General features: G+C 33.5%; 15 protein-coding genes, 23 tRNA genes and 2 rRNA genes. 37 read left to right on the top strand and 3 right to left on the bottom strand.

What is annotated here, in order from left to right; translation table 11 throughout:
- Positions 1–42: 42 nt before the first annotated feature.
- Positions 43–1,710, bottom strand: coding sequence for a hypothetical protein (locus CP523_RS09760; RefSeq protein ID WP_391489238.1), 1,668 nt, complete (start codon positions 1,708–1,710; stop codon positions 43–45).
- Between the two features lie 86 nt (positions 1,711–1,796).
- On the opposite strand from CP523_RS09760, the gene rph reads away from it, so the two are divergent.
- From rph to CP523_RS16585, 27 genes are all read left to right on the top strand, one after another.
- Complete coding sequence (gene rph / locus CP523_RS09765; RefSeq protein ID WP_066676745.1) at positions 1,797–2,546, top strand: ribonuclease PH; 750 nt, start codon at positions 1,797–1,799, stop codon at positions 2,544–2,546.
- A 2-nt stretch (positions 2,547–2,548) separates the two neighbouring features.
- A complete protein-coding gene (locus tag CP523_RS09770) occupies positions 2,549–3,160 on the top strand; it encodes an XTP/dITP diphosphatase (protein WP_066676751.1) in 612 nt (203 codons plus the stop codon).
- Positions 3,161–3,169: 9 nt separating this feature from the next.
- A complete protein-coding gene (locus CP523_RS09775; RefSeq protein WP_120140819.1) occupies positions 3,170–3,652 on the top strand; it encodes a metallophosphoesterase in 483 nt (160 codons plus the stop codon).
- 169 nt (positions 3,653–3,821) lie between these two features.
- Positions 3,822–3,897 (top strand) — tRNA-Pro (locus CP523_RS09780).
- Positions 3,898–3,912: 15 nt separating this feature from the next.
- Positions 3,913–3,986 (top strand) — tRNA-Gly (locus CP523_RS09785).
- An 84-nt stretch (positions 3,987–4,070) separates the two neighbouring features.
- Positions 4,071–4,147: transfer RNA gene (locus CP523_RS09790), tRNA-Arg, on the top strand.
- A gap of 3 nt (positions 4,148–4,150) precedes the next feature.
- Positions 4,151–4,226, top strand: a tRNA-Pro gene (locus CP523_RS09795).
- A gap of 15 nt (positions 4,227–4,241) precedes the next feature.
- Positions 4,242–4,315 (top strand) — tRNA-Gly (locus tag CP523_RS09800).
- A gap of 23 nt (positions 4,316–4,338) precedes the next feature.
- Positions 4,339–4,415, top strand: a tRNA-Arg gene (locus CP523_RS09805).
- A gap of 4 nt (positions 4,416–4,419) precedes the next feature.
- Positions 4,420–4,495 (top strand) — tRNA-His (locus tag CP523_RS09810).
- Positions 4,496–4,500: 5 nt separating this feature from the next.
- A tRNA-Gln gene (locus tag CP523_RS09815) sits at positions 4,501–4,575 on the top strand.
- Positions 4,576–4,579: 4 nt separating this feature from the next.
- Positions 4,580–4,655, top strand: a tRNA-Lys gene (locus CP523_RS09820).
- Positions 4,656–4,664: 9 nt separating this feature from the next.
- Positions 4,665–4,748: transfer RNA gene (locus CP523_RS09825), tRNA-Leu, on the top strand.
- Between the two features lie 41 nt (positions 4,749–4,789).
- Positions 4,790–4,864, top strand: a tRNA-Gly gene (locus CP523_RS09830).
- A gap of 5 nt (positions 4,865–4,869) precedes the next feature.
- A tRNA-Gly gene (locus CP523_RS09835) sits at positions 4,870–4,943 on the top strand.
- A gap of 24 nt (positions 4,944–4,967) precedes the next feature.
- Positions 4,968–5,044: transfer RNA gene (locus tag CP523_RS09840), tRNA-Arg, on the top strand.
- Between the two features lie 7 nt (positions 5,045–5,051).
- Positions 5,052–5,127 (top strand) — tRNA-Lys (locus tag CP523_RS09845).
- A gap of 4 nt (positions 5,128–5,131) precedes the next feature.
- A tRNA-His gene (locus CP523_RS09850) sits at positions 5,132–5,207 on the top strand.
- 5 nt (positions 5,208–5,212) lie between these two features.
- Positions 5,213–5,287: transfer RNA gene (locus tag CP523_RS09855), tRNA-Gln, on the top strand.
- 4 nt (positions 5,288–5,291) lie between these two features.
- Positions 5,292–5,367: transfer RNA gene (locus CP523_RS09860), tRNA-Lys, on the top strand.
- 9 nt (positions 5,368–5,376) lie between these two features.
- Positions 5,377–5,460, top strand: a tRNA-Leu gene (locus CP523_RS09865).
- Positions 5,461–5,499: 39 nt separating this feature from the next.
- Positions 5,500–5,574: transfer RNA gene (locus CP523_RS09870), tRNA-Gly, on the top strand.
- Positions 5,575–5,579: 5 nt separating this feature from the next.
- Positions 5,580–5,653: transfer RNA gene (locus CP523_RS09875), tRNA-Gly, on the top strand.
- Between the two features lie 188 nt (positions 5,654–5,841).
- Positions 5,842–6,468 (top strand): copper homeostasis protein CutC, encoded by a 627-nt coding sequence (locus CP523_RS09880; protein ID WP_066676755.1) that lies wholly within the window; start codon positions 5,842–5,844, stop codon positions 6,466–6,468.
- Between the two features lie 130 nt (positions 6,469–6,598).
- Complete coding sequence (locus tag CP523_RS16580) at positions 6,599–6,721, top strand: hypothetical protein (RefSeq protein ID WP_316079324.1); 123 nt, start codon at positions 6,599–6,601, stop codon at positions 6,719–6,721.
- Positions 6,722–6,734: 13 nt separating this feature from the next.
- Positions 6,735–7,847, top strand: a complete 1,113-nt coding sequence (locus tag CP523_RS09885) for an alpha-amylase family glycosyl hydrolase (RefSeq protein ID WP_316079325.1) — start codon at positions 6,735–6,737, stop codon at positions 7,845–7,847.
- A gap of 15 nt (positions 7,848–7,862) precedes the next feature.
- Positions 7,863–8,243, top strand: a complete 381-nt coding sequence (locus CP523_RS16585) for an alpha-1,6-glucosidase domain-containing protein (protein WP_316079326.1) — start codon at positions 7,863–7,865, stop codon at positions 8,241–8,243.
- 70 nt (positions 8,244–8,313) lie between these two features.
- Here CP523_RS16585 and CP523_RS09890 read toward each other — a convergent pair.
- Positions 8,314–8,390: transfer RNA gene (locus tag CP523_RS09890), tRNA-Arg, on the bottom strand.
- Positions 8,391–8,843: 453 nt separating this feature from the next.
- Here CP523_RS09890 and CP523_RS09895 point away from each other — a divergent pair.
- The 10 genes from CP523_RS09895 to CP523_RS09940 all read left to right on the top strand — a co-directional run bounded on the left by CP523_RS09895 (position 8,844) and on the right by CP523_RS09940 (position 21,462).
- A 16S ribosomal RNA gene (locus tag CP523_RS09895) occupies positions 8,844–10,358 on the top strand.
- Between the two features lie 102 nt (positions 10,359–10,460).
- Positions 10,461–10,537: transfer RNA gene (locus tag CP523_RS09900), tRNA-Ile, on the top strand.
- 200 nt (positions 10,538–10,737) lie between these two features.
- Positions 10,738–13,642, top strand: a 23S ribosomal RNA gene (locus CP523_RS09905).
- The 16S and 23S rRNA genes sit together here with 2 tRNA genes alongside, the layout of an rRNA operon.
- A 106-nt stretch (positions 13,643–13,748) precedes the next feature.
- Positions 13,749–13,823, top strand: a tRNA-Asn gene (locus CP523_RS09910).
- A gap of 291 nt (positions 13,824–14,114) precedes the next feature.
- Entirely contained in the window at positions 14,115–15,053 is a 939-nt protein-coding gene (locus CP523_RS09915; RefSeq protein ID WP_120140820.1) for a polysaccharide deacetylase family protein, read from the top strand.
- A 105-nt stretch (positions 15,054–15,158) separates the two neighbouring features.
- Entirely contained in the window at positions 15,159–15,839 is a 681-nt protein-coding gene (locus CP523_RS09920) for a response regulator transcription factor (protein WP_066676525.1), read from the top strand.
- Positions 15,827–17,233: a sensor histidine kinase gene (locus CP523_RS09925; RefSeq protein WP_066676526.1), complete on the top strand. Its 1,407-nt coding sequence runs from the start codon at positions 15,827–15,829 to the stop codon at positions 17,231–17,233. Before CP523_RS09920 ends, CP523_RS09925 begins: the two co-directional genes overlap by 13 nt.
- 5 nt (positions 17,234–17,238) lie before the next feature.
- On the top strand, positions 17,239–18,726 hold the full coding sequence (locus CP523_RS09930) for a hypothetical protein (protein ID WP_066676527.1): 1,488 nt from the start codon (positions 17,239–17,241) through the stop codon (positions 18,724–18,726).
- A 1-nt stretch (position 18,727) separates the two neighbouring features.
- Positions 18,728–20,107: a TldD/PmbA family protein gene (locus CP523_RS09935; RefSeq protein WP_066676528.1), complete on the top strand. Its 1,380-nt coding sequence runs from the start codon at positions 18,728–18,730 to the stop codon at positions 20,105–20,107.
- Positions 20,108–20,118: 11 nt separating this feature from the next.
- Positions 20,119–21,462, top strand: coding sequence for a TldD/PmbA family protein (locus CP523_RS09940; RefSeq protein ID WP_120140821.1), 1,344 nt, complete (start codon positions 20,119–20,121; stop codon positions 21,460–21,462).
- A 187-nt stretch (positions 21,463–21,649) separates the two neighbouring features.
- Here the strand turns inward: CP523_RS09940 and CP523_RS09945 are convergent, their stop codons facing one another.
- A complete protein-coding gene (locus tag CP523_RS09945; protein ID WP_066676531.1) occupies positions 21,650–23,515 on the bottom strand; it encodes an LTA synthase family protein in 1,866 nt (621 codons plus the stop codon).
- Positions 23,516–23,680 lie beyond the last annotated feature (165 nt).

The following is a 23,680-nucleotide window of genomic DNA, read 5'->3' on the forward strand; positions in this document are numbered from 1 at the left end:
GAGGACCGTGTTTATATAAAACACGGTCTTAAATAATATAGATTATCTATCTTTAATTTCGGATATGCAGCTATTTGAAGAGTTTTTATCTATTAAATTATCTTTTTGTTCATTTATCTTAGACTCGTCAATAATTTTGTTAATAGATTCTTTTATTTCAGTTACATTTTCTTCAATTTTATCTTCAGAAATATCTTCAGTACGGTGAAGTGTATCAGTTGAAATATTTGTGATTAATGTAGCATCTACTTCTTCATTTAAAATTTCCATGGATTTTTGTGGTGAATTAGTAGATTTAGTTGTAAAAGTCATTTCATTCATAAAATTTTCTTTAAATGCTAAAATTAAAATAAAGTATATAAACATATTTTTATAGCTATCGAAAGATGAACTACATATTGAAAATGCATCCTTTTTCTTTGAATAAGAAATATTTTTATTAAATACTGGAGCTACGCCTACACTATTAGGCGATGGTAAGCTAGGCATTCTAAAAAAACTTTCGTCTAACATATCTGCCGAGTTAAGTGTAAAACCTCTATATCTTTCATAATCATCTAGAGTAGGTGCATTTGGCCAAGTTGATATTAATCCAGAATTTACAAAGTATTTTTTATATATGGCAGATATCATATGTTTATATTCGTTATAATTATTATTTATATTAGAATACATATTAAATGCTATAAAATAGAATACTATATCAAAACAATTATATTTTAATTCCTTTTTCCCTGAAAGCTTAAGGAATATTTCCTTATCCTCATCATATAATTCGTTTAATCGATTTAAAATTTCTGTAGCTTTATCATTAAAAGTAATTATTCCTGTATGTTTATATGATAAAATTAAGTTTATTGATAATAAAGATGTATACTCTAGTGAATCAACATAGTAATCTTTCTCATCAAATTTATTTATTAAAAAATCAGATAAATCAACAATTAACATTTTAGAATTTTCATTATTGGAATATTTATAGAAAACATTAATTGCTGTTAGAACTTTACATAGTTCTTCGAAAGAACAATCATAAAGTTTTTCTTTAAAATCTACAAGCATTTGAAGTATTTCTAGAGAAAACTTCTCGTAATCTTCAGAGGTAGATTCCTCCGGAAATTTATTAGCATATAGATAATAGGCTATCATCATAAAAGCTTGATCAGAAAATTTAAATTTTTTATTTTTATCCACAAGATTAAATCCTTTATAGTTATTTTCAGAAAGATTTTTCTTTTCTACAAAAACCCCTTCTGCATTTCTTAAGTTAATAGAATAAAATTCAAGTTGATTTTTAGCTAGTTTCTTATAGACTTTAGATAATGAATAGTTACTTTGGTCTATACCATCAAAATGTCTATAATAATCAATAAGCTCTAAAATATTTAATGTCATCAGAGCATTAGTAGTAGGATTTATATCTCTTTTAAAAGTATCTTCATCAAATCCATTTGAATTCTTACTGTGGATGTAGTTTGGTGACGATTTTTTATACATACATAGTAGTGGAGAAAAGCTACTAAGTGTGGTAATATCAATTGAGGAAGACATTCTTTTATAGCTTTTTATAGAATCAACTAATCCACATTTTGATTCTATAACCAAAGTTCTTATGGCCTCTTTAGATAAGTAGAAAAGTTGGCCACTAATCTCCTTTTGAGATAAACTATTCATTCTAAAAAATGGTCCGATATATCGCAATTTATTCACCTCTTAATTAATCCTTATATTAATAATATGAGGTAAATGGTGAAATAGTGCATAAATTTTAATATATATGAGTTGGAGGAAGCCGTATGAGAATAGATGGTAGAAAAAATGATCAAGTAAGAAGTACTAAAATAACTAGAAACTACACAAAATATGCTGAGGGTTCAGTTTTAATAGAAGTTGGAGATACAAAGGTAATATGTACAGCTTCAATAGAAGATAAAGTTCCACCGTTTTTAAAAGGAAAGGGAGAGGGCTGGATAACAGCAGAATACAATATGCTTCCAAGGTCTACAGGAACTAGAAAACCAAGAGATATAGCTAGATTAAAAATTGATGGAAGAACAATGGAAATACAAAGGTTAATAGGTAGGGCATTAAGATCAGTTGTTGATTTTAAGGCTTTAGGAGAAAGAACTATATGGATAGATTGTGATGTTATACAGGCAGATGGAGGAACTAGAACTACTTCTATAACAGGCTCATTTGTAGCTTTAGTAGATGCTGTAAATAAGCTTCATAAGGAAAAACCATTTAAGATATATCCAATAAGAAGCTTTGTTAGCGCAACAAGTGTTGGAATAGTAAATGGAGAAAAAATAATAGACTTATGCTATGAGGAAGATTCAAATGCTATGGTAGACATGAATATTGTGGCAACAGATGAAGGGGAATTTATAGAAGTTCAAGGGACAGGAGAAGAAGCACCTTTTAAAAGAAGTGAGTTAAACGAATTATTAGATTTAGCTGAAAAAGGTGTAAAGCAAATGATACAAATTCAAAAAGAAGCACTAAAAATGGATTGTCTTTGGATAGGAACAGGGGAGAGTAAATAGTTATGAAAAAATTAATTATAGCTAGCAATAACCAAAAAAAGATTAAAGAAATAAAAGAAATTTTAAAGGAAGTTCAATTGAAGGTAGTATCTCTTGAAGATGAAAATATAAATATAGATGTAGTTGAAAATGGAAAAACTTTTGAAGAAAATGCAAGAAAAAAAGCTACAGAAATTTGTGATTACTTATTAAACAGAGGAGATAAGGATTTTATAGTACTTGGTGATGATTCAGGATTAGAAGTAGAATACTTAAAGGGGGCTCCAGGGATATATTCAGCAAGATATGCAGGAGAGCATGGAAATAATGAAAAAAATAATGAAAAGCTTTTAGAAAACTTAAAAGGTATAAAAAGTGAAGATAGAAAAGCAAGATTTGTATGTCAGCTTGCTTTAATTAATGATAAAAAAGTATACAAAGCTATTACAGGATATGTAGAAGGATATATACTAGAAGAATTAAGTGGTACAAAAGGATTTGGATATGATCCATTATTTTATTATGAGCCTTTAAAAAAATCATTTGGAGAGGCTACAGCAGAAGAAAAAAATGGGATTTCGCATAGAGGAATGGCTCTAAGGAAATTTAAAGACGAAATAAAGTCATTCCTATAGGAGGTTTATATGAAAATTGCTATTATAAGTGATTCACATTACAATGACAGCTCTATTAAAGCTATAAAAAATTATATAAAAGATGTAGATGTTTTAATACATTGTGGAGATGGAGTACCAGATGTATATAAAATTGCGGAAAATTTTAATGGAGAAGTTTATGGAGTACAAGGAAATTGTGATTTTTCAAATGAATTTCCAAAGGAAAGAATAATTGAAATTGAAGGTAAAAGAATATTTGTATGCCATGGGCATTTTTATAATGTTAAAAATGGATACAATAATATATTTTTTAAAGCTAAGGAACTTGGGGTTGATATAGCTTTATTTGGACATTCACATTTAGGAATTATATTGGATAATGATGGGGTATTATTAATGAATCCTGGTAGTATATCATTACCATATGGAGATACTAAAAGAAGTTTAGGATTTATAGATATTAAAAATGATAAAATTATAGATGCTTATTTAAAAGAATTTGTTGTTTAATAGGAAAATATATGTATGTTTATACGTCAAATACCGACATTATTTTAAAATAGCTAGAAATATCTACGAATTTCAGATAAATACATTTTTATTTTAAAAAAGGTATTGACGTATTAATATTCATATTGTAAAATAAACACTGTCGCTAAGAGATGTAGCGAAAACACTTCGGGGTGTGGCGCAGATGGGAGCGCGCGTGGTTTGGGACCATGAGGTCGCAGGTTCAATCCCTGTCACCCCGACCACTTTAAAACATATATGCGGGTGTAGCTCAATGGTAGAGCCCTTGCCTTCCAAGCAAGTTACGTGAGTTCGATTCTCATCACCCGCTCCAATTTTTCAAAATAACATTTGAAAAAATATGTTGACAAGTGATTGAATATAAGTTACAATAACAAATGTTCTTCAGAGAAATCAAGCGTCTTTAGCTCAGCTGGATAGAGCAACGCCCTTCTAAGGCGTGGGCCAGGAGTTCGAATCTCTTAAGACGCACCATATCGGGGTGTGGCGCAGATGGGAGCGCGCGTGGTTTGGGACCATGAGGTCGCAGGTTCAATCCCTGTCACCCCGACCACTTTAAAACATATATGCGGGTGTAGCTCAATGGTAGAGCCCTTGCCTTCCAAGCAAGTTACGTGAGTTCGATTCTCATCACCCGCTCCATAACCATTGAAAGATGGTAATAAGCGTCTTTAGCTCAGCTGGATAGAGCAACGCCCTTCTAAGGCGTGGGCCAGGAGTTCGAATCTCTTAAGACGCACCATATGGTGAACGTAGTTCAGTTGGTAGAGCGCCAGTTTGTGGCACTGGTTGTCGTGGGTTCGAGTCCCATCGTTCACCCCATATGCTGGGATATCGCCAAGCGGTAAGGCACCGCACTTTGACTGCGGTATTCGTAGGTTCAAATCCTGCTATCCCAGCCATTTTGGTTTACTAGCTCAGTCGGTAGAGCACTTGACTTTTAATCAAGGTGTCCGGGGTTCGATTCCCCGGTAAGCCACCAAATATATATGCAGATGTGGCGGAATTGGCAGACGCACTAGACTTAGGATCTAGCGCCATTGGCGTGGGGGTTCGACTCCCTTCATCTGCACCATATATATATTGAAAATTAAATTACCATGTAGATTATTTTATGCGGAAGTGGCTCAATGGTAGAGCGTCACCTTGCCAAGGTGAATGTTGCGAGTTCGAGTCTCGTCTTTCGCTCCAAATCTGCGGGTGTAGCTCAATGGTAGAGCCCTTGCCTTCCAAGCAAGTTACGTGAGTTCGATTCTCATCACCCGCTCCATAAACCATTGAAAGATGGTAATAAGCGTCTTTAGCTCAGCTGGATAGAGCAACGCCCTTCTAAGGCGTGGGCCAGGAGTTCGAATCTCTTAAGACGCACCATTTATATGCGTTATTAGCTCAGTTGGTAGAGCACCTGACTCTTAATCAGGGTGTCCCGGGTTCGAATCCCTGATGACGCACCATATGGTGAACGTAGTTCAGTTGGTAGAGCGCCAGTTTGTGGCACTGGTTGTCGTGGGTTCAAGTCCCATCGTTCACCCCATATGCTGGGATATCGCCAAGCGGTAAGGCACCGCACTTTGACTGCGGTATTCGTAGGTTCAAATCCTGCTATCCCAGCCATTTTGGTTTACTAGCTCAGTCGGTAGAGCACTTGACTTTTAATCAAGGTGTCCGGGGTTCGATTCCCCGGTAAGCCACCAAATATATATGCAGATGTGGCGGAATTGGCAGACGCACTAGACTTAGGATCTAGCGCCATTGGCGTGGGGGTTCGACTCCCTTCATCTGCACCATATATATTGAAAATTAAATTACCATGTAGATTATTTTATGCGGAAGTGGCTCAATGGTAGAGCGTCACCTTGCCAAGGTGAATGTTGCGAGTTCGAGTCTCGTCTTTCGCTCCAAATCTGCGGGTGTAGCTCAATGGTAGAGCCCTTGCCTTCCAAGCAAGTTACGTGAGTTCGATTCTCATCACCCGCTCCATATTAAAAAAGACAACTAAAACAGTTGTCTTTTTTTATTCTGATAATAATCCACAAATGTGTATGAAATTGAAAGTTTTCCACAGTTTATAAAGTTGGAAATTAAATTTTTTGTGGATAAAATTCAGAAATTTCCTAAAATTATGTGGAGAAATATATATTAAGTGTGAATTAATTAAGGAGAAAACTATGATTTTTGAGTGCTGTGTTGGTTGTTATGAAGATGCTAAAATTGCAGAAAAAAGAGGCGCAAATAGAATTGAATTATGTGATAATTTATTAGAGGGAGGAACAACCCCAAGTTATGGAACGATTAGAGCTGCAGTAGAAAATATTAATATTCCAATAAACGTAATAATAAGGCCTAGGGGAGGAAATTTTACATATACTCAAGATGAAAAGAACATAATGTACAACGATATAAAGTTATGCAAAGATTTAGGCGTAAATGCTATAGTAATAGGAAGTCTAACAAATGATAATAAGATAGATAAGGAATTTGTAAAAAAAGCTAAGGAGTTAGCAGGAATTTTAAATATTACATATCATATGGCTTTTGACGAAATAAGTGATAAGAAAACAGCTATAGATGAATTAGTTGAATTAGGAATAGATAGAATTTTAACTAAAGGTGGAAATAATTCAGCTTTAGAAAATTTAGATAATTTAAAAGAGCTTATAGTATATGCAGGAGATAGAATAACAATAATCCCAGGAGCAGGAATTAATTCAAAAAATAGAGATATGGTTATATCATATACTGGAGCAAAAGAAGTTCATGGAACTAAGATTGTAGGAGAATTAAAAATTAAATAAAGTTTATTAAAAGGATGTAAAGTTTTATCTTTTCATCCTTTTCTATTTTATAAATATTTACAAAAGTAATTAATATAAAAAAGATTTTATAATATACATATATACAGAAATAATTTAAGGTGATATTGTGGTGAATTATAAAAATTTATATGATTGTGCAGATTTTGAAATTTTATATAAGTATGATGGAACTCTAGGAGAGATTTATTCAAAAAATAAAACTAAATTTGTATTATTGTCACCAACTGCGTAAAGTTAAAGTATGTTTGTATGGCAATAATGGTAGAGATTATTATAATTATTTAGTTACTATAGATGATATAGAGAATGAGGTAGTAGATCTATATGCTAAGGCTGTTGGTGTTAATGATGATAGGGGAATGGTAGTAGATTTAGAATCTACTAATCCAGATGGATGGAGTTTGCAAAATAGACCTATTTTAAAGAAGGCAACAGATGCCATAATTTACGAAATACACATTAGAGATTTCTCAATAGATGAAAATTCAGGGGTAAGTATTGATTATAAAGGTAAATATAGAGGAATGTGTGAAAAAGCTACTAAACTATTAAATAGTAATATTAGAACTGGAATAGATTATTTAAAGGAACTAGGGATAAATGTATTACATTTATTACAGGTCTTTGATTATAAAAGTATTGATGAAAGCAAGTTAGAATATCATCATTATAATTTGGGATATGATCCCCAAAATTATAATGTACCTGAAGGAGCATATTCCAGCGATCCATTTAATGCAAAAGTTAGAATCAGAGAGTTTAAAGATATGATAAGGAATTTTCACAACTTAGGAATTAATATGGTTATGGATGTTGTATATAATCATACTACAGATACTGAAAATTCAAATTTTAATTATATAGTACCAGGATATTATTATAGAAAAAATGACCATGGAACTTTTTCCAATGCATCACAATGTGGAAATGAAATAGCATCAGAGAGATATATGGTAAGAAAATTTATTGTGAATTCCCTTTGTTATTGGACAAAAGAATATAAAATTGATGGATTTAGATTTGATTTAATGGGAATTCATGATATAGAAACTATGAAGATAATACGTAGAAAATTATATGAGATAGATAAAAGTATATCAAATAAGGCATGGGCAAATGAGCCTTATCAAACTATAACATATACTTCATCACATGATAATTATACATTATGGGATAAGTTAAATATAAGCACTCAAAATGAAACTAAAGAAAATAGAGTTAAAATGAATAAATTAGCAGCGGCTATAATATTAACATCACAGGGAATACCATTTATATATGTAGGGTATGAATTATTAAGAATTAAAAAAAGAATAGATGGGACATTAGAAGAAAATAGCTATAATTCCCCAAGATAGTGTAAATAAAATAGAGTGGATAAGAAAAAAACATATATAAATGTTTTTAATTATTATAAAGTATTAATTGAATTAAGAAAAAATTATGCTGCTTTTAAAATGAATAGTAAAAAAGAAATTATTAAAAATATTTCATTTTTTAAGAAAGGTGAAAACTTTAATTGTAATAATGTGGTTGGATATTCGATTAATAGAAAAGAAGTAAAGGATACTTGGGATAAGATAGTTGTTATTTTTAATGCTAATAATAAAGATATAACAATAAATTTACCTGATAAGAATTGGGATATAGTTGTAAATGGAGAACTATCAGGGATAAATAGTATAAGTAGGATAGAAGGGGATAAAATAAAAGTTTCTGCAATCTCTGCTTATGTGTTAGTTAAGCAAAAATAAGGTTAATATAAATGCTAAAAAATATAATAAATAAAAAAGACTATATCTTACAAACTGATATAGTCTTTTTTGGTGCACCTAGAGGGATTCGAACCCCCGACGCCTGGATTCGAAGTCCAGCACTCTATCCAACTGAGCTATAGATGCAAATTATACTAATATATTATAATACCTTACATGTGATAATTCTAGGTAGATTTATTAAAATAAAATAATTTATTTTAATATATTACCATTTACTAAAATAAAAATCCTTTAAACAGTTCCTAGTGTGTCAATACAAGAAAAATAAAGAAAAAATATGTATAATTGTAGAAAAATAAGAATAATTTAATCAGAATACAAAATAAATGGGAGATTAAATATAATCCTATGATAAAATGATTCATGTCCTTAGGAAATGCGTTAGAGATGACGCAAAAGTATTTTAAAGCATATTAAAAAATATGTTGACAAAAAAAACTTAAGGTGCTAAGATAAGAAAGTCGCTTGAAGCGATGAGATCTTTGAAAATTGAACAGAATAAAAGTTAAGTAATAACCAGCAATTCTTTTGAGAGTCTTAAAAGACTCAAAGTAATTTGAGCAACAGATTAAACTTTTTAGTGAGAGTTTGATCCTGGCTCAGGACGAACGCTGGCGGCGTGCCTAACACATGCAAGTCGAGCGAGGGGAGTTTCTTCGGAAACAAACCTAGCGGCGGACGGGTGAGTAACACGTGGGCAACCTGCCTTGTAGAGGGGAATAGCCTCCCGAAAGGGAGATTAATACCGCATAACATTGCAGCTTCGCATGGAGCAGCAATTAAAGGAGTAATCCGCTACAAGATGGGCCCGCGGCGCATTAGCTAGTTGGTGAGGTAACGGCTCACCAAGGCGACGATGCGTAGCCGACCTGAGAGGGTGATCGGCCACATTGGGACTGAGACACGGCCCAGACTCCTACGGGAGGCAGCAGTGGGGAATATTGCACAATGGGGGAAACCCTGATGCAGCAACGCCGCGTGAGTGATGAAGGTTTTCGGATCGTAAAGCTCTGTCTTCAGGGACGATAATGACGGTACCTGAGGAGGAAGCCACGGCTAACTACGTGCCAGCAGCCGCGGTAATACGTAGGTGGCGAGCGTTGTCCGGATTTACTGGGCGTAAAGGGAGCGTAGGCGGACTTTTAAGTGAGATGTGAAATACCCGGGCTCAACCTGGGGGCTGCATTTCAAACTGGAAGTCTAGAGTGCAGGAGAGGAGAGTGGAATTCCTAGTGTAGCGGTGAAATGCGTAGAGATTAGGAAGAACACCAGTGGCGAAGGCGACTCTCTGGACTGTAACTGACGCTGAGGCTCGAAAGCGTGGGGAGCAAACAGGATTAGATACCCTGGTAGTCCACGCCGTAAACGATGGATACTAGGTGTGGGAGGTATCAACTCCTTCCGTGCCGCCGTTAACACATTAAGTATCCCGCCTGGGGAGTACGGTCGCAAGATTAAAACTCAAAGGAATTGACGGGGGCCCGCACAAGCAGCGGAGCATGTGGTTTAATTCGAAGCAACGCGAAGAACCTTACCTAGACTTGACATCTCCTGCATTACTCTTAATCGAGGAAGTCCCTTCGGGGACAGGATGACAGGTGGTGCATGGTTGTCGTCAGCTCGTGTCGTGAGATGTTGGGTTAAGTCCCGCAACGAGCGCAACCCTTATTGTTAGTTGCTACCATTTAGTTGAGCACTCTAGCGAGACTGCCCGGGTTAACCGGGAGGAAGGTGGGGATGACGTCAAATCATCATGCCCCTTATGTCTAGGGCTACACACGTGCTACAATGGCAAGTACAACGAGATGCAATACCGCGAGGTGGAGCTAAACTATAAAACTTGTCTCAGTTCGGATTGTAGGCTGAAACTCGCCTACATGAAGCTGGAGTTGCTAGTAATCGCGAATCAGCATGTCGCGGTGAATACGTTCCCGGGCCTTGTACACACCGCCCGTCACACCATGAGAGTTGGCAATACCCAAAGTTCGTGAGCTAACCGTAAGGAGGCAGCGACCTAAGGTAGGGTCAGCGATTGGGGTGAAGTCGTAACAAGGTAGCCGTAGGAGAACCTGCGGCTGGATCACCTCCTTTCTATGGAGAAATCTAGTTAACAAGATGATTAACTAGTAATAACTCAAAAGATATGGTATCTTAACTTCTGTTCAATTTTGAGGGATTTTCCTTCGAAATTATGGGTCTATAGCTCAGCTGGTTAGAGCGCACGCCTGATAAGCGTGAGGTCGATGGTTCGAGTCCATTTAGACCCACCATTGTTCTTTGAAAATTGCACATGAATTAAAAACAACTTAAGTGAGAATCTAAATTTAGAATTTAGTTATTTGAACTTACTCCTGAAAGCGTATGTGAACAGGAGTTTCAAATTAACGAAAGTTAATTGAGAAGTGACAACAAGCCAAGAATAATATTCTTTGTGAAAGTAAATTAACTCTTTGTAAAAGAGAACCGTATAGGTCAAGCTACAAAGGGCACATGGTGAATGCCTTGGCATCAGGAGCCGATGAAGGACGTGATAAGCTGCGAAAAGCTTCGGGTAGGCGCACATAGCCAGTGATCCGGAGATCTCCGAATGAGGAAACTCACATGGGAAACCCCATGTATCCTGTAATGAATAAATAGTTGCAGGAAGGTAAACCCAGGGAACTGAAACATCTAAGTACCTGGAGGAAGAGAAAGAAAAATCGATTTTCTAAGTAGCGGCGAGCGAAAGGGAAAGAGCCCAAACCAGAGATTTATCTCTGGGGTTGCGGACAGAACATTAACAGGAAATTATAATTAATTGAATTTAACTGGAAAGTTAAGCCACAGAGTGTAATAGCCACGTAAATAAAAATTATAATAACTAAGTTCTGATCCAGAGTACCACGAGACACGTGAAACCTTGTGGGAAGCAGGGAGGACCACCTCCCAAGGCTAAATACTACCTGATGACCGATAGTGAAGCAGTACCGTGAGGGAAAGGTGAAAAGAACCCCGGGAGGGGAGTGAAATAGAACCTGAAACCGTGTGCCTACAACCGGTCAGAGCACCATATGAGTGTGATGACGTGCTTTTTGTAGAACGAGCCAACGAGTTACGGTATGTAGCAAGGTTAAGTACTTAAGGTACGGAGCCGAAGGGAAACCGAGTCTTAATAGGGCGAGTAGTTGCATGCCGTAGACCCGAAACCGGGTGACCTATCCATGGCCAGGTTGAAGCGGGGGTAAAACCCCGTGGAGGACCGAACCACGTTGCTGTTGAAAAAGCATGGGATGAGCTGTGGATAGCGGAGAAATTCCAATCGAACTCGGAGATAGCTGGTTCTCCTCGAAATAGCTTTAGGGCTAGCGTCGGATATGAGTAATGGAGGTAGAGCACTGAATGGGCTAGGGGGCGTATCGCTTACCGAACCTTATCAAACTCCGAATGCCATATACTATTAGTCCGGCAGTCAGACTACGAATGATAAGATCCGTGGTCAAAAGGGAAAAAGCCCAGATCGTCAGCTAAGGTCCCAAAGTGTAAGTTAAGTGGAAAAGGATGTGGGATTTCTAAGACAACTAGGATGTTGGCTTAGAAGCAGCCACTCATTGAAAGAGTGCGTAATAGCTCACTAGTCGAGAGATCCTGCGCCGAAAATGTCCGGGGCTCAAACTTACCACCGAAGCTACGGGCTCATCGTAAGATGAGCGGTAGAGGAGCGTCGTAATCGGGCTGAAGTCGTACCGTAAGGAGCGGTGGACTGATTACGAGTGAGAATGTTGGCATTAGTAGCGAGATGTGAGTGAGAATCTCACAGGTCGAAAATCTAAGGTTTCCTGGGGAAGGCTCGTCCGCCCAGGGTTAGTCGGGACCTAAGCCGAGGCCGATAGGCGTAGGCGATGGACAATCGGTTGATATTCCGATACCACTACAATCGTTATTATCGATGGTGTGACGGAGAAGGATAGGATGTGCTAGCGATTGGAAATGCTAGTCTAAGCGTTTAGGGAGTTGAAATAGGCAAATCCGTTTCAACAATCCTGAGGCGTGATGGGGAAGGCCATTAGGCTGAAGTATCTGATTCCATGCTTCCAAGAAAAGCATCTAGAGAGAGAAGTAGTGCCCGTACCGCAAACCGACACAGGTAGATGAGGAGAGAATCCTAAGACCAGCGGAAGAATTGCAGTTAAGGAACTAGGCAAATTGACCCCGTAAGTTAGCGAGAAGGGGTGCCTACGAGAGTAGGCCGCAGAGAATAGGCCCAAGCAACTGTTTAGCAAAAACACAGGTCTCTGCTAAAGCGCAAGCTGATGTATAGGGGCTGACGCCTGCCCGGTGCTGGAAGGTTAAGGGGAACACTTAGCGCAAGCGAAGGTGTGAACTTAAGCCCCAGTAAACGGCGGCCGTAACTATAACGGTCCTAAGGTAGCGAAATTCCTTGTCAGGTAAGTTCTGACCCGCACGAATGGCGTAATGACTTGGGCACTGTCTCAACTGCAAATCCGGCGAAGTTGTAGTGCGAGTGAAGATGCTCGCTACCCGCGATTGGACGGAAAGACCCCGTAGAGCTTTACTGTAGCTTAGCATTGAATTCCGATATTGTCTGTACAGGATAGGTGGGAGACTTGGAAACTAGGGCGTCAGCCTTGGTGGAGTCAACCTTGGGATACCACCCTGACAGTATTGGGGTTCTAACCGGACGCCATGAATCTGGTGACGGGACATTGTTAGGTGGGCAGTTTGACTGGGGCGGTCGCCTCCTAAAAAGTAACGGAGGCGCCCAAAGGTTCCCTCAGAACGGTCGGAAATCGTTCGAAGAGTGCAAAGGCAGAAGGGAGCCTGACTGCGACACCCACAAGTGGAGCAGGGACGAAAGTCGGGCTTAGTGATCCGGTGGTACCTCGTGGGAGGGCCATCGCTCAACGGATAAAAGCTACCTCGGGGATAACAGGCTGATCTCCCCCAAGAGTCCACATCGACGGGGAGGTTTGGCACCTCGATGTCGGCTCGTCGCATCCTGGGGCTGTAGTAGGTCCCAAGGGTTGGGCTGTTCGCCCATTAAAGCGGCACGCGAGCTGGGTTCAGAACGTCGTGAGACAGTTCGGTCCCTATCCGTCGCGGGCGTAGGAAATTTGAGAGGAGCTGTCCTTAGTACGAGAGGACCGGGATGGACTGACCTCTGGTGCACCAGTTGTTCCGCCAGGAGCATGGCTGGGTAGCTAAGTCGGGAAGGGATAAACGCTGAAAGCATCTAAGCGTGAAGCCCCCCTCAAGATGAGATTTCCCATAGCATAAGCTAGTAAGACCCCTTGAAGAACACAAGGTTGATAGGTCAGAGGTGTAAGTGTGGTAACATATTTAGCTGACTGATACTAATAGGTCGAGGGCTTGACCAAAACAAAAAGATGAAACTTAGCAGAGCTGAGTGAATTCGAGAAACGAAATCAAAGATTTTGGCTCTCATTCATGTGCAATTTTCAGAGAATATATTCTGAATAATATTCCGTGGTAGCTCAATGGTGGAGCACTCGGCTGTTAACCGATAGGTTGGAGGTTCGAATCCTCTCCACGGAGCCATTATTTAATAAAAATAGTTTTATAAGAATGGAAACAATCTATTTTTATAAAACTATTTTTTTGCGCGTTAATTTTTATTCAAATGGGATAATATATATTATTAAAATTACATAGTTAATAATATTATTTATGTACACTTATTTTGAAATTTTAGTCATTTAAAGGCGAAAAGGTATGTAATTTTGTAACTTTTTCGTAACTTTTGGTTAATAAAATGTAAATTATTAAAGTGGACAAGGGTATATAATTAATTTAGATGATTTATTAGCTTTATAGGAGTGTGTTAAAAATATGAAAAAATCCAAAAAAATGATAAAAAGGAAGAAGCAAAAGAATTTTATTATATTTGTAAGCGCATTAATTTTTTGCGTATTTGCAGTGATTTTTCTTTCAACTAAATTAAAAAATGATACTATAGATATAAAGGCAGATGAAATAGAGAATAAGAATAGTAGTGAAAATCCCAAAACATCAGAAGTAAATTCTGATAAACCTAAAGAAGTTACTTTAGATAATTCAAATTATCTATCATTAAAAGATGATCCAAATGCAGATGATGCATCAGTGGTATTACCTGAAACAATGTATAAATGGAACTTTCAAAGAACCGATGGAAAAAAGATAGCATATCTTACATTTGATGACGGTCCATCAGAGAATGTAACTGGTAAAATATTAGATACATTAAAAGATAATAATATAAAAGCTACATTCTTCACTTTAGGATCAGCAATAGAGGAAAATCCTAAATCAGGTGAATTACTTAAAAGAATGGTTAAAGAAGGACATGCTATAGCGAATCATGGATATTCTCATGATTATAAAATTTTATATCCTAACGGTTCAGTAGATGTAAATTCTTTCATGAATGATATGGAAAAAAACAGAAAAATACTTAAAGAAAAACTAGGTAAGGATTTTGATACCAGAGTAATTAGATTACCTGGTGGACATGGAACTTGGGATGGAGTAAGTGCATTAGATGCTGAACTATCAAAACAAGGGTTATACCAAGTAGATTGGAATTCATTAAACGGAGATGCAGAGGCAAATAATCGCTCAACAGAGGAACTAATTGGAAGGTTAAGGGAAACAATTGACCAGTTTGATTATGATACTGTAATAGTATTAATGCATGATTCAGCAGGAAAGAAAACAACAGCTGAGTATTTACAAAATGCTATAGATTACTTAAGAGCAAAGGGTTTTGAATTTAGAACATTAAAATAAAGAGACGGTAAACCGTCTCTTTATTTTATATATTTAGATAATTGGAAAAAATTAATACTTAAAGTATTATATAAATTAAGGAATAATATTTTTAGAGGTGATTTTATGGGAAAAGTTTTATTAGTAGAAGATGAGGCTAGTATTAGAGGATTTTTAAAGATAAATTTAAAAAGAAATGATTTAAAGGTATTAGAAACAGATAACGGAGAAGATGGATTAAAAATTGCAGATTTAGAAAGACCTGAAATAGCTATTTTAGATGTAATGTTACCTGGAATAGATGGTTTTGAAGTTTGTGATACATTAAGAAGGAAATATCCAAATATGGGTATAATAATGTTAACAGCTAAAAGTCAAGATATAGATAAAATTATGGGATTAGAGTATGGTGCAGATGATTATATAGTAAAACCTTTTAATCCAATAGAAGTAGTTTTAAGAGTTAAAGCTCTTTTAAGAAGGATTGTAGAGAAACAAAATAAAAGAGAAAAATTAATAGTTGGTAATTTTACTATAGATTTATATTCTCAAAAATTATTGAAACAAGAAGAAGAGATAGATCTTACACCTAAAGAATATCTATTAATGAAACTATTTTTAGAGAATCCTAATAGAGCATTTAAAAGGGATGAATTATTAGATTTAGTTTGGGGAGAAAATTATTTTGGTGATCCTAAAATAATAGATGTAAATATAAGAAGGTTAAGGGCTAAAATAGAAGATGATTCATATGAACCAAAATATATAGAAACTGTATGGGGAATTGGATATAGATGGAGAGTTTAAAAAGTAAAAGTATAAAAATTAGGCTTATAAGAAATTTTTTTATAGTTATTTTTTCAATAATAGTTTTTTTAAATGTATTATTACTTATTTTTGTTAGAAAATATTATTATGATAACACTGAAGAACTATTAAGAAATCAAATTAAGGTTTCAACCAATTTTTATAATAAATATTTTTCGGCAGCATCATTGGTTGATGTTATTTCAGATAATGTTGATGCTTTTTGGAATCAAAGTAATGCTCAAGTAGAGATTTTAGATAATAAAGGTAAATTATTAATGGATTCTATAGGCGTTAAAGATGAAGAATTGTTAAAAACTCCAGATATAGAAAAAGCTATTAATGGGCATATTAGCAGATGGATTGGAAACGTAGATTATTATAAAAATAAGATTATGGTAGTATCAGCACCGATTACATCTAATGGTAGCGTAGTTGGGGTTATAAGATTAATAACATCTATGGAAGCAGTAGATGGAACTATAGAAGTAATAGTAGGATTCTTTTTAATTATATCAATATTAGTATTAGTTATAGGAGTTATTCTTAGTATTTTGATTTCTAATAGTATAATTGAGCCAATAAATTCACTTACACTTATAGCCGAAAAAATGGCTTCAGGGGATATGGCGATAAGAAGTAAAGTAAAAGATGAGGATGAGGTTGGTAAATTAGCTAATACTTTAAATTATATGGCCGATGAGTTAGAAAAAAGAGAACAACTTAAAAATGAATTTATATCATCTGTATCTCATGAATTAAGGACTCCTCTTACTGCTATAAAAGGTTGGGCTATAACATTAAATGATGAATCAACAGATAAAGAAACACTAAAGGTTGGTTTTGATATAATAGAAAAAGAAACAGAACGACTAACTAGTATGGTGGAAGAATTATTAGATTTTTCAAGGCTAATTAATGATAATATATCATTAAAAAAAGCAAATGTAGATTTAGATACTTTTATTATTTATATTAAAAATTATATGTCGCCTAGAGCTAACAGGGAAGGATTAAATTTTAAAGTAAATAAGTTAAATAATTTAGGAAGAGTATATATAGATGGAAATAGATTGAAACAAATTTTAATAAATTTATTAGATAATTCTTTCAAATTTACTGAATCAGGAGGAAAGGTGTCTTTAACGGTTTCTAATGAGAGTGAGTATATAAAATTTATAATAGAGGATAATGGAATAGGTATATCTAAGGAAGACCTCCCACGAGTTAAAGAAAAATTCTTTAAAGGAAAAACATCTAAATCTCAAAATGGAATTGGGTTATCAATATGTGATGAAATAATAAAATTACATAATGGAAAGTTTAATATTAATAGTACTTTGGGCATAGGAACAGTTGTAGAAGTAATTATTCCCATTGAAGTAGAGGAGTAATATAAATGAAAAAATTTATTTATTTTATAAATATTTTTGTGGTTTTATTTTTGCTTTCAGGCTGTCACAAAATAGGGGGAAAAGATATAGCAACAACTAAAACTCCTAAAAATAACTTACTAAGTATAAAAGGAAGTTGGAAAGTAGATTCAGTGGAGATAGTAGATGAAAATTTAAATATTGCAAGTGTTGATAATGATATTACAGATAGTGAAATTAATATAAGTGATAGTGCTATTGAGATTAAAGATGTAAAATATGATAGACCTAAATATAAGTTAAAGGTTGTAGATAAAAATTATATGTTATCATATGAAGCCGGTCTAAAAGTATCATCATTTATAAATAATGACGATAAAATAGATGTAATATCTATAATAAATAAAAATAATACATTAATAGGTGAATTTATTATAAAAGAAAAGGATAGAGGATTTTTATTCTATAGGGGAATGATTTTAGAACTTAGTAGAATATCAGAAAATGTAGAAGACAAAGATTATCCTTTAGAAAATAAAAATAATTATTCCGATGAATCAGCAGCAAATGATTATAATAGTGAAGTTGGAGTAATGCTTGGTTTAAAAGTTCCAAGAAAGAAAAATGAAGATGGGGGATATACCAAGGAAAAATATAGAACATTATGGATATCATTCAAAGATGGTGAGTTACAGCCTATAATGGAAAAGGAAAATATAATTTTTCCTAGAATGACAGGAATATGGGCATTAAAAAGTAATACAGCTAATTATAATGGCAATGAGATAGAATATTTTAATGTATCACCTATAGATGGAAAAGATGTAGAAGTTAATAGTGAAATTAAGGATAAAAATGTTTATAAGAATATAAAATTTGTAGGAAATAATTATATAGCAATAGAAAAATATGAAGGTAATGATTTTCAAAATAAATTTCCTATATATCAAGTTATACCTATAGATAATATTAATGCAGAAAATGGTATAATAATAGAAGAAATATATTCTAAGGATGCATCTGAAAAATATAAGATAGCTTATGAAAATGAATTAAGTAAATTAAGTGCAGAAAGTAAAGCAAAACTTAATACTAATATAGATTATAGTAATTTTTCAATTGAGAGAAAAGAAGGTAAATGGAAGTTAGTTGGTAAAATATCGCCTGTGGACTTAAATAGTAATGGTCTAGATTATGCTATAGGGTTAAATCCAAATAAAAAGCTTTTAAATTATGATGCTCTAACTGTACCTTGGAAAGTCTTAAAGGGAGAATTACCGCTTATAAGAGATGCATATATAGCGCCTACAGAAAGAATTGCCATAATAGTTTTTGAAGATAATATTGCAGTTTATGAAGTTGATAATAGAAGATTAAAAGGGTCACCATTAGTAAATATAAAACTGAATGGAGAGGAAGAGGTTATAATGGCAGAATGGAGTAGCCAAGGTTATGTTAAAAGTTGGTCAAATGTATTTAGTGATGGAAGAAATGTAATGGAAGAGGAGGAGTAATATGTTATCAAAAAGCATAGCATCTCGCGTATTAGCTAGATGTTTAATAACTGGTGGAGATTTCGCAGAAATATTTGAAGAGGATACAATAGATACTTCTATAAGTATATTAAATGGAAAGGTAGAAAATTCAGTAGCAGGAAGAAGTTATGGAATAGGAATTAGAATATTTAAAGGGTTTAAAAGTATATATGCTTATACAAATAATAATAGTTTGACATCTTTATTAGATACAGCACAAAAGGCTGCTTTAGCATTAGGAGAATTAAAAGAGGATGGTAACGTTATTTTAACAGATAGGTTTAACAATAATATTCATCCAATAATATATTTACCATCATCAATAGGAATAGACAAGAAAATAGGTATTATGAAGACAGCATATAAATCTGCTAAGGATTATAGTAGCGAAATATCTCAGGTTTCTGTTGGGTATGCAGATAAAGAGCAAAATATATTAATTGCAAATTCAGAAGGGTTATATACAGAAGATAAAAGAGTGAGAACTAGGTTAGCAATAAGCTCAGTGGCATCTTATAATGGAGAAAATCAAACTGGTTTTGAAGGACCAGGAAGACATATGGGATTTGAAATGTTTAGGGAAATAGATCCAGAATATTATGGAAAAGAGGCTTCAAGAGTTGCATATACAATGTTACATGCTAAACATTGTCCAGCTGGAAAAATGGCAGTAGCAATTGATAACGGTTTTGGAGGAGTTATATTCCATGAAGCTTGTGGACATTCATTAGAAGCAACGGCTGTAGCAAAAGGAAATTCTGTATTTACTGGAATGTTAGGAAAGCAGATAGCATCACCTAAAGTAACAGCAATAGATGATGGAACAATACCAAATGCTTGGGGTTCTTTAAATATAGATGACGAAGGTAATAAAACTAGAAAAAATATTCTTATAGAAAATGGTATTTTAAAATCATATATGATAGATAAACTAAACGGTAGAAGAATGGGTATGGAACCAACTGGAAGCTCAAGAAGACAAAGCTATAAGTATGCACCTACATCTAGAATGACAAATACTTATATTGCTTCAGGAGAAGATAATCCAGATGATATAATAAAATCAATTTCCCATGGATTATATGCAAAAAAAATGGGTGGAGGATCAGTTAATCCAGTTACAGGAGAATTTAATTTTGCTGTATCAGAAGGATATATAGTTAAAAATGGAATTATTCAAGAACCAGTTAGAGGTGCTAGTTTAATTGGTAAAGGTAGTGAAGTTTTAATGAATATTGATATGGTAGGAAATAATTTAGAATATGGTCAAGGAATGTGCGGATCTTCCTCTGGAAGTATTCCAACTAATGTAGGTCAGCCTATGATTAGAGTTAAAGAAATTACAGTAGGTGGAAGATAGGAGGAGAGGTTATGGAGTTTAATATTTTTATACAAAAGCTTTTTAGCGAAGCTAAAAAAGCTGGTTTTGACGAGTATGAAGTTTATTATATAGATAGGGAAAGTTTAAGTATAAATATTTATAAAGAAGAAGTTGAAAAATATAGTTTAAATAATTCTTATGGTTTATCATTTAGAGGAAAAATGAATGGTAAAATAGGATATTCATATACAGAAATTTTAGATAATGAAGCTATAGATATGCTTGTTAAAAAGGCAAAAGAAAGTGCTTTATCTATAGAAAACGAAGATGTCCATTTTATTTATGAAGGAGATAATGAATATAAGGATATAAAAACGTATTATGAAGAATTAGAAAATTTACCAGCCGATAAATTAATAGAATTAGCTATAGAAATTGAAAGAGAAGCTAAGAAATTAGATTCAAGAGTAAATAACTTTAGTGGTTGTGGAATTGGATATAATACTTCATCATATGGAATAATTAATTCTAAGGGGTTAAATTTAAAGAGTAAAGGAAATATATTAACTGCATATGTTGCACCTATAATAAAAGAAGGTGAAAATATGCATGATGGATTTGGATATATTGTGGCTAACTCTTTAGAAGAAGTAAATCCTAAAAAGATAGCAAAAGATGGAGTTGAAGAAGCACTTTCAAGAATAGGTGGAAAATCAATTTCTTCAAAGAAATATAGATGTATAATTAATAATGAAGCTATGGTATCAATATTATCAACATTTGCATCTACTTTTAGTGGGGATGCAGCTCAGAAAGGATTAAGCTTATTAAAGGATAAAGAAGGAGAAGTCATAGCAAATGATAAAGTTAATTTAGTAGATAATCCTCATTTACAAAATGGATTAGCATCAGTGCCATTTGATGATGAAGGTGTAGCTACAGTTAAGACATCAATTATAAAAGAAGGAAAACTAATTACGCTACTTCATAATTTAAAAACAGCTAATAAAGCTAACACAAAAACAACAGCTAACGGTTTTAAGAATTCATATACTTCACCAGTAGGAGTTTCACCAACTAATTTTTATATAGAAAGTGGATTAAAATCTTTTGATGAATTGATTGAAGAGATAGGGGAAGGATTATTAATCACAGAATTTGCAGGATTACATTCTGGAGCAAATGCTGTAACGGGAGATTTTTCTTTAGCTGCTAAAGGTTTTTATATAGAAAATAGCAAGAAAACATTTCCAGTTGAGCAAATAACCGTAGCAGGAAACTTCTTTAATTTATTAAAGGATATAGAAGAAATTGGAGATGATTTAAAATTTCCAATGAGTAGTATTGGAAGTCCATCAGTTATAATAAGAGAACTTGCAATTGCAGGAAAATAGAGCTATCTTTAAAATATCTAGTTATAAATACTGCTTGTACTTTATGAAAGTTAAAAAATACAGTCTAATATAAAAAGAGCATCTAGTAAGAATATTTAATCTTACTGGATGCTCTCTATTTTAAGTATTTTAGAAATAATTATTAAATTATAGTTTTTATATAGATAATTATTCTTTATTTAGATAATTATTCTTTATTTAGATAATTTGCTCTAATCATCTTATCTGAAAGTTCAACTATATTTTTATACATTTCTTTTTGTTCTTCAGTTAATCCATTCTCATAAATATCAAGATTAGTTGTTACTGCAAAGGATCTATTTGTATTTAATAAGTTTCTTCCTAAGGCAGTATTTTCATATTTTTCATTAGGAATTCCCATTAAATATAAAAGTGTTGGCATTATATCTACTTGTCCACCTAATAAATTATCAAAAGTCTTAGGGTTTTGCATATCTTTTGACCAAATTATAAATGGAATTGTATGATGGCCATTATCTAAAAACCAATCTTCTTTTTGGCTTAGTGATTCTATACTATGGTTATAATATTTATGAACTCCAGTATGGTCACCTTCTATAACTATAACAGTATTATCAAGAATTCCTTCTGCATCTAATTTTTCTAAGAACATACCGATTTGTTCATCAGTATATTTTACACTTTCAAAGTATCCTCCAAGCTCACTATCAGCTAATTCTTTTTCAAGTTCTAGTGTTCTATATTTGTCTGGTAGATCAAAAGGTCCATGATTTGTAAGTGTTATAGTAAAACCATAGAATGGTGATTTCATTTCCTTCAACATAGGAACTACTTGAGTAAAGTAACTTTTATCACTTAAGCCCATACCAATTTGTTCATCTATATTAAATGAATAATAATCAATAAACTTATTAAATCCAATACCAGTTAATCCATTTGTATAATTCCAGAAAGATCCCTTATCTGGGTGGATAGCAGCAGTTTCATAACCTTGTTCCTCTAATAGTAAAGGTAATGAATTATATTTTGTGTTTGGATATCTAAAGAAAGTACTACCTCTTCTAAGAGGGAACATTGAAGTATTAATCATTAAATCACAGTCAGAGCTTGTACCTTCATTAACCTGTTCATATATATGGGGGAAATAAATTCCTTGGCTAACTAATTCATTTAATACAGGTGTTATTGTTTTATTATTTATTTCTCTATTAATAACAAAGCTTTCTAGTGATTCAACTTGTATAACTATTAGATTTTTACCTTTAAACATTCCGTAGTACTCATTGTTAGGTAAATTTTCTTGTTTCATCTTAAAGAAGTCATCAACTTGTTTTTGCTCATCTGATGTTAATTCATAAGGTTTTGAATCTTTATAAACTTTATGAATATCAGAAAGATGATATCCAATAGGTGATAAAAATCTAGCGGTGTTAGTAGGGTCATAGCCTTCTAATATTGAAGCATTCTTAACATCTTTATTATTTAGTACATAAACGTTAAAAGGAACATAAGCAATATATCCTATACTAACAAGTAGTGAAATTAAAAAAGCGATTGGAGCCCTTCTTTTTACTTTAAAGTGTGATTTTCTTGTAGCAAATATAAATACACCCATTATAATAAAATCAATAAATAGTAAATAGTCTTTATTACTGAACATAGACATTATAGTTGATCCCATATTATCCATATTTGATGTTTGCATCAAAAGTAAAACTGAAGGCATAGTAAGGAATCCTCTAAAATACCCTAAATCAGTTAATATTAATAATGTTATAAATAAATCTATAATAAATAAATATATTATTCTTCCTTTACTTTTAAATAATAAAGTAAAACTTAGGAATAATAAAGCAAATGCGTAATAGTATCCTAAATAATCTTTAGATACTACATGGCCCATATGTATATCAAGTTCATAGGGGTTTTGATTAACCACAAAGCCTTGAAATATAATACCTTTTAAAACAATTGCAATTAAAGGAATCATAAATAATATGAATCTGATAACGCCATCTAGTCCGATTTTATTTTGAAAATAACTTTTTAATTTAACCCATAGTTTCTCCATATAGTCACCTCTTTTTAATTTATTGTCTTTATCGAGTTTTTAAGCACCTTAAATTATAGTATATAGAATTTTATAAAGCAAATAACAACGTAAGAATTTTGTAGGTAAAGCAAAAATAAATTTGAATATTATATAGATTTTTACAAATTTAGAGAATAAGATAAT

It is taken from the genome of Clostridium septicum (assembly GCF_003606265.1).
In the GTDB taxonomy this organism is placed as follows: Bacteria; Bacillota; Clostridia; order Clostridiales; family Clostridiaceae; genus Clostridium; species Clostridium septicum.

Coding starts and splice junctions, on each gene's coding strand:
- CP523_RS09775 (WP_120140819.1), top strand. CDS start 3,170: ATGAAAATTGCTATTATAAGTGATTCACATTACAATGACAGCTCTATT.
- CP523_RS09920 (WP_066676525.1), top strand. CDS start 15,159: ATGGGAAAAGTTTTATTAGTAGAAGATGAGGCTAGTATTAGAGGATTT.
- CP523_RS09925 (WP_066676526.1), top strand. CDS start 15,827: ATGGAGAGTTTAAAAAGTAAAAGTATAAAAATTAGGCTTATAAGAAAT.
- CP523_RS09945 (WP_066676531.1), bottom strand. CDS start 23,515: ATGGAGAAACTATGGGTTAAATTAAAAAGTTATTTTCAAAATAAAATC.
- CP523_RS09935 (WP_066676528.1), top strand. CDS start 18,728: ATGTTATCAAAAAGCATAGCATCTCGCGTATTAGCTAGATGTTTAATA.
- CP523_RS09770 (WP_066676751.1), top strand. CDS start 2,549: ATGAAAAAATTAATTATAGCTAGCAATAACCAAAAAAAGATTAAAGAA.
- CP523_RS09940 (WP_120140821.1), top strand. CDS start 20,119: ATGGAGTTTAATATTTTTATACAAAAGCTTTTTAGCGAAGCTAAAAAA.
- CP523_RS09930 (WP_066676527.1), top strand. CDS start 17,239: ATGAAAAAATTTATTTATTTTATAAATATTTTTGTGGTTTTATTTTTG.
- CP523_RS09880 (WP_066676755.1), top strand. CDS start 5,842: ATGATTTTTGAGTGCTGTGTTGGTTGTTATGAAGATGCTAAAATTGCA.
- CP523_RS09915 (WP_120140820.1), top strand. CDS start 14,115: ATGAAAAAATCCAAAAAAATGATAAAAAGGAAGAAGCAAAAGAATTTT.
- rph (WP_066676745.1), top strand. CDS start 1,797: ATGAGAATAGATGGTAGAAAAAATGATCAAGTAAGAAGTACTAAAATA.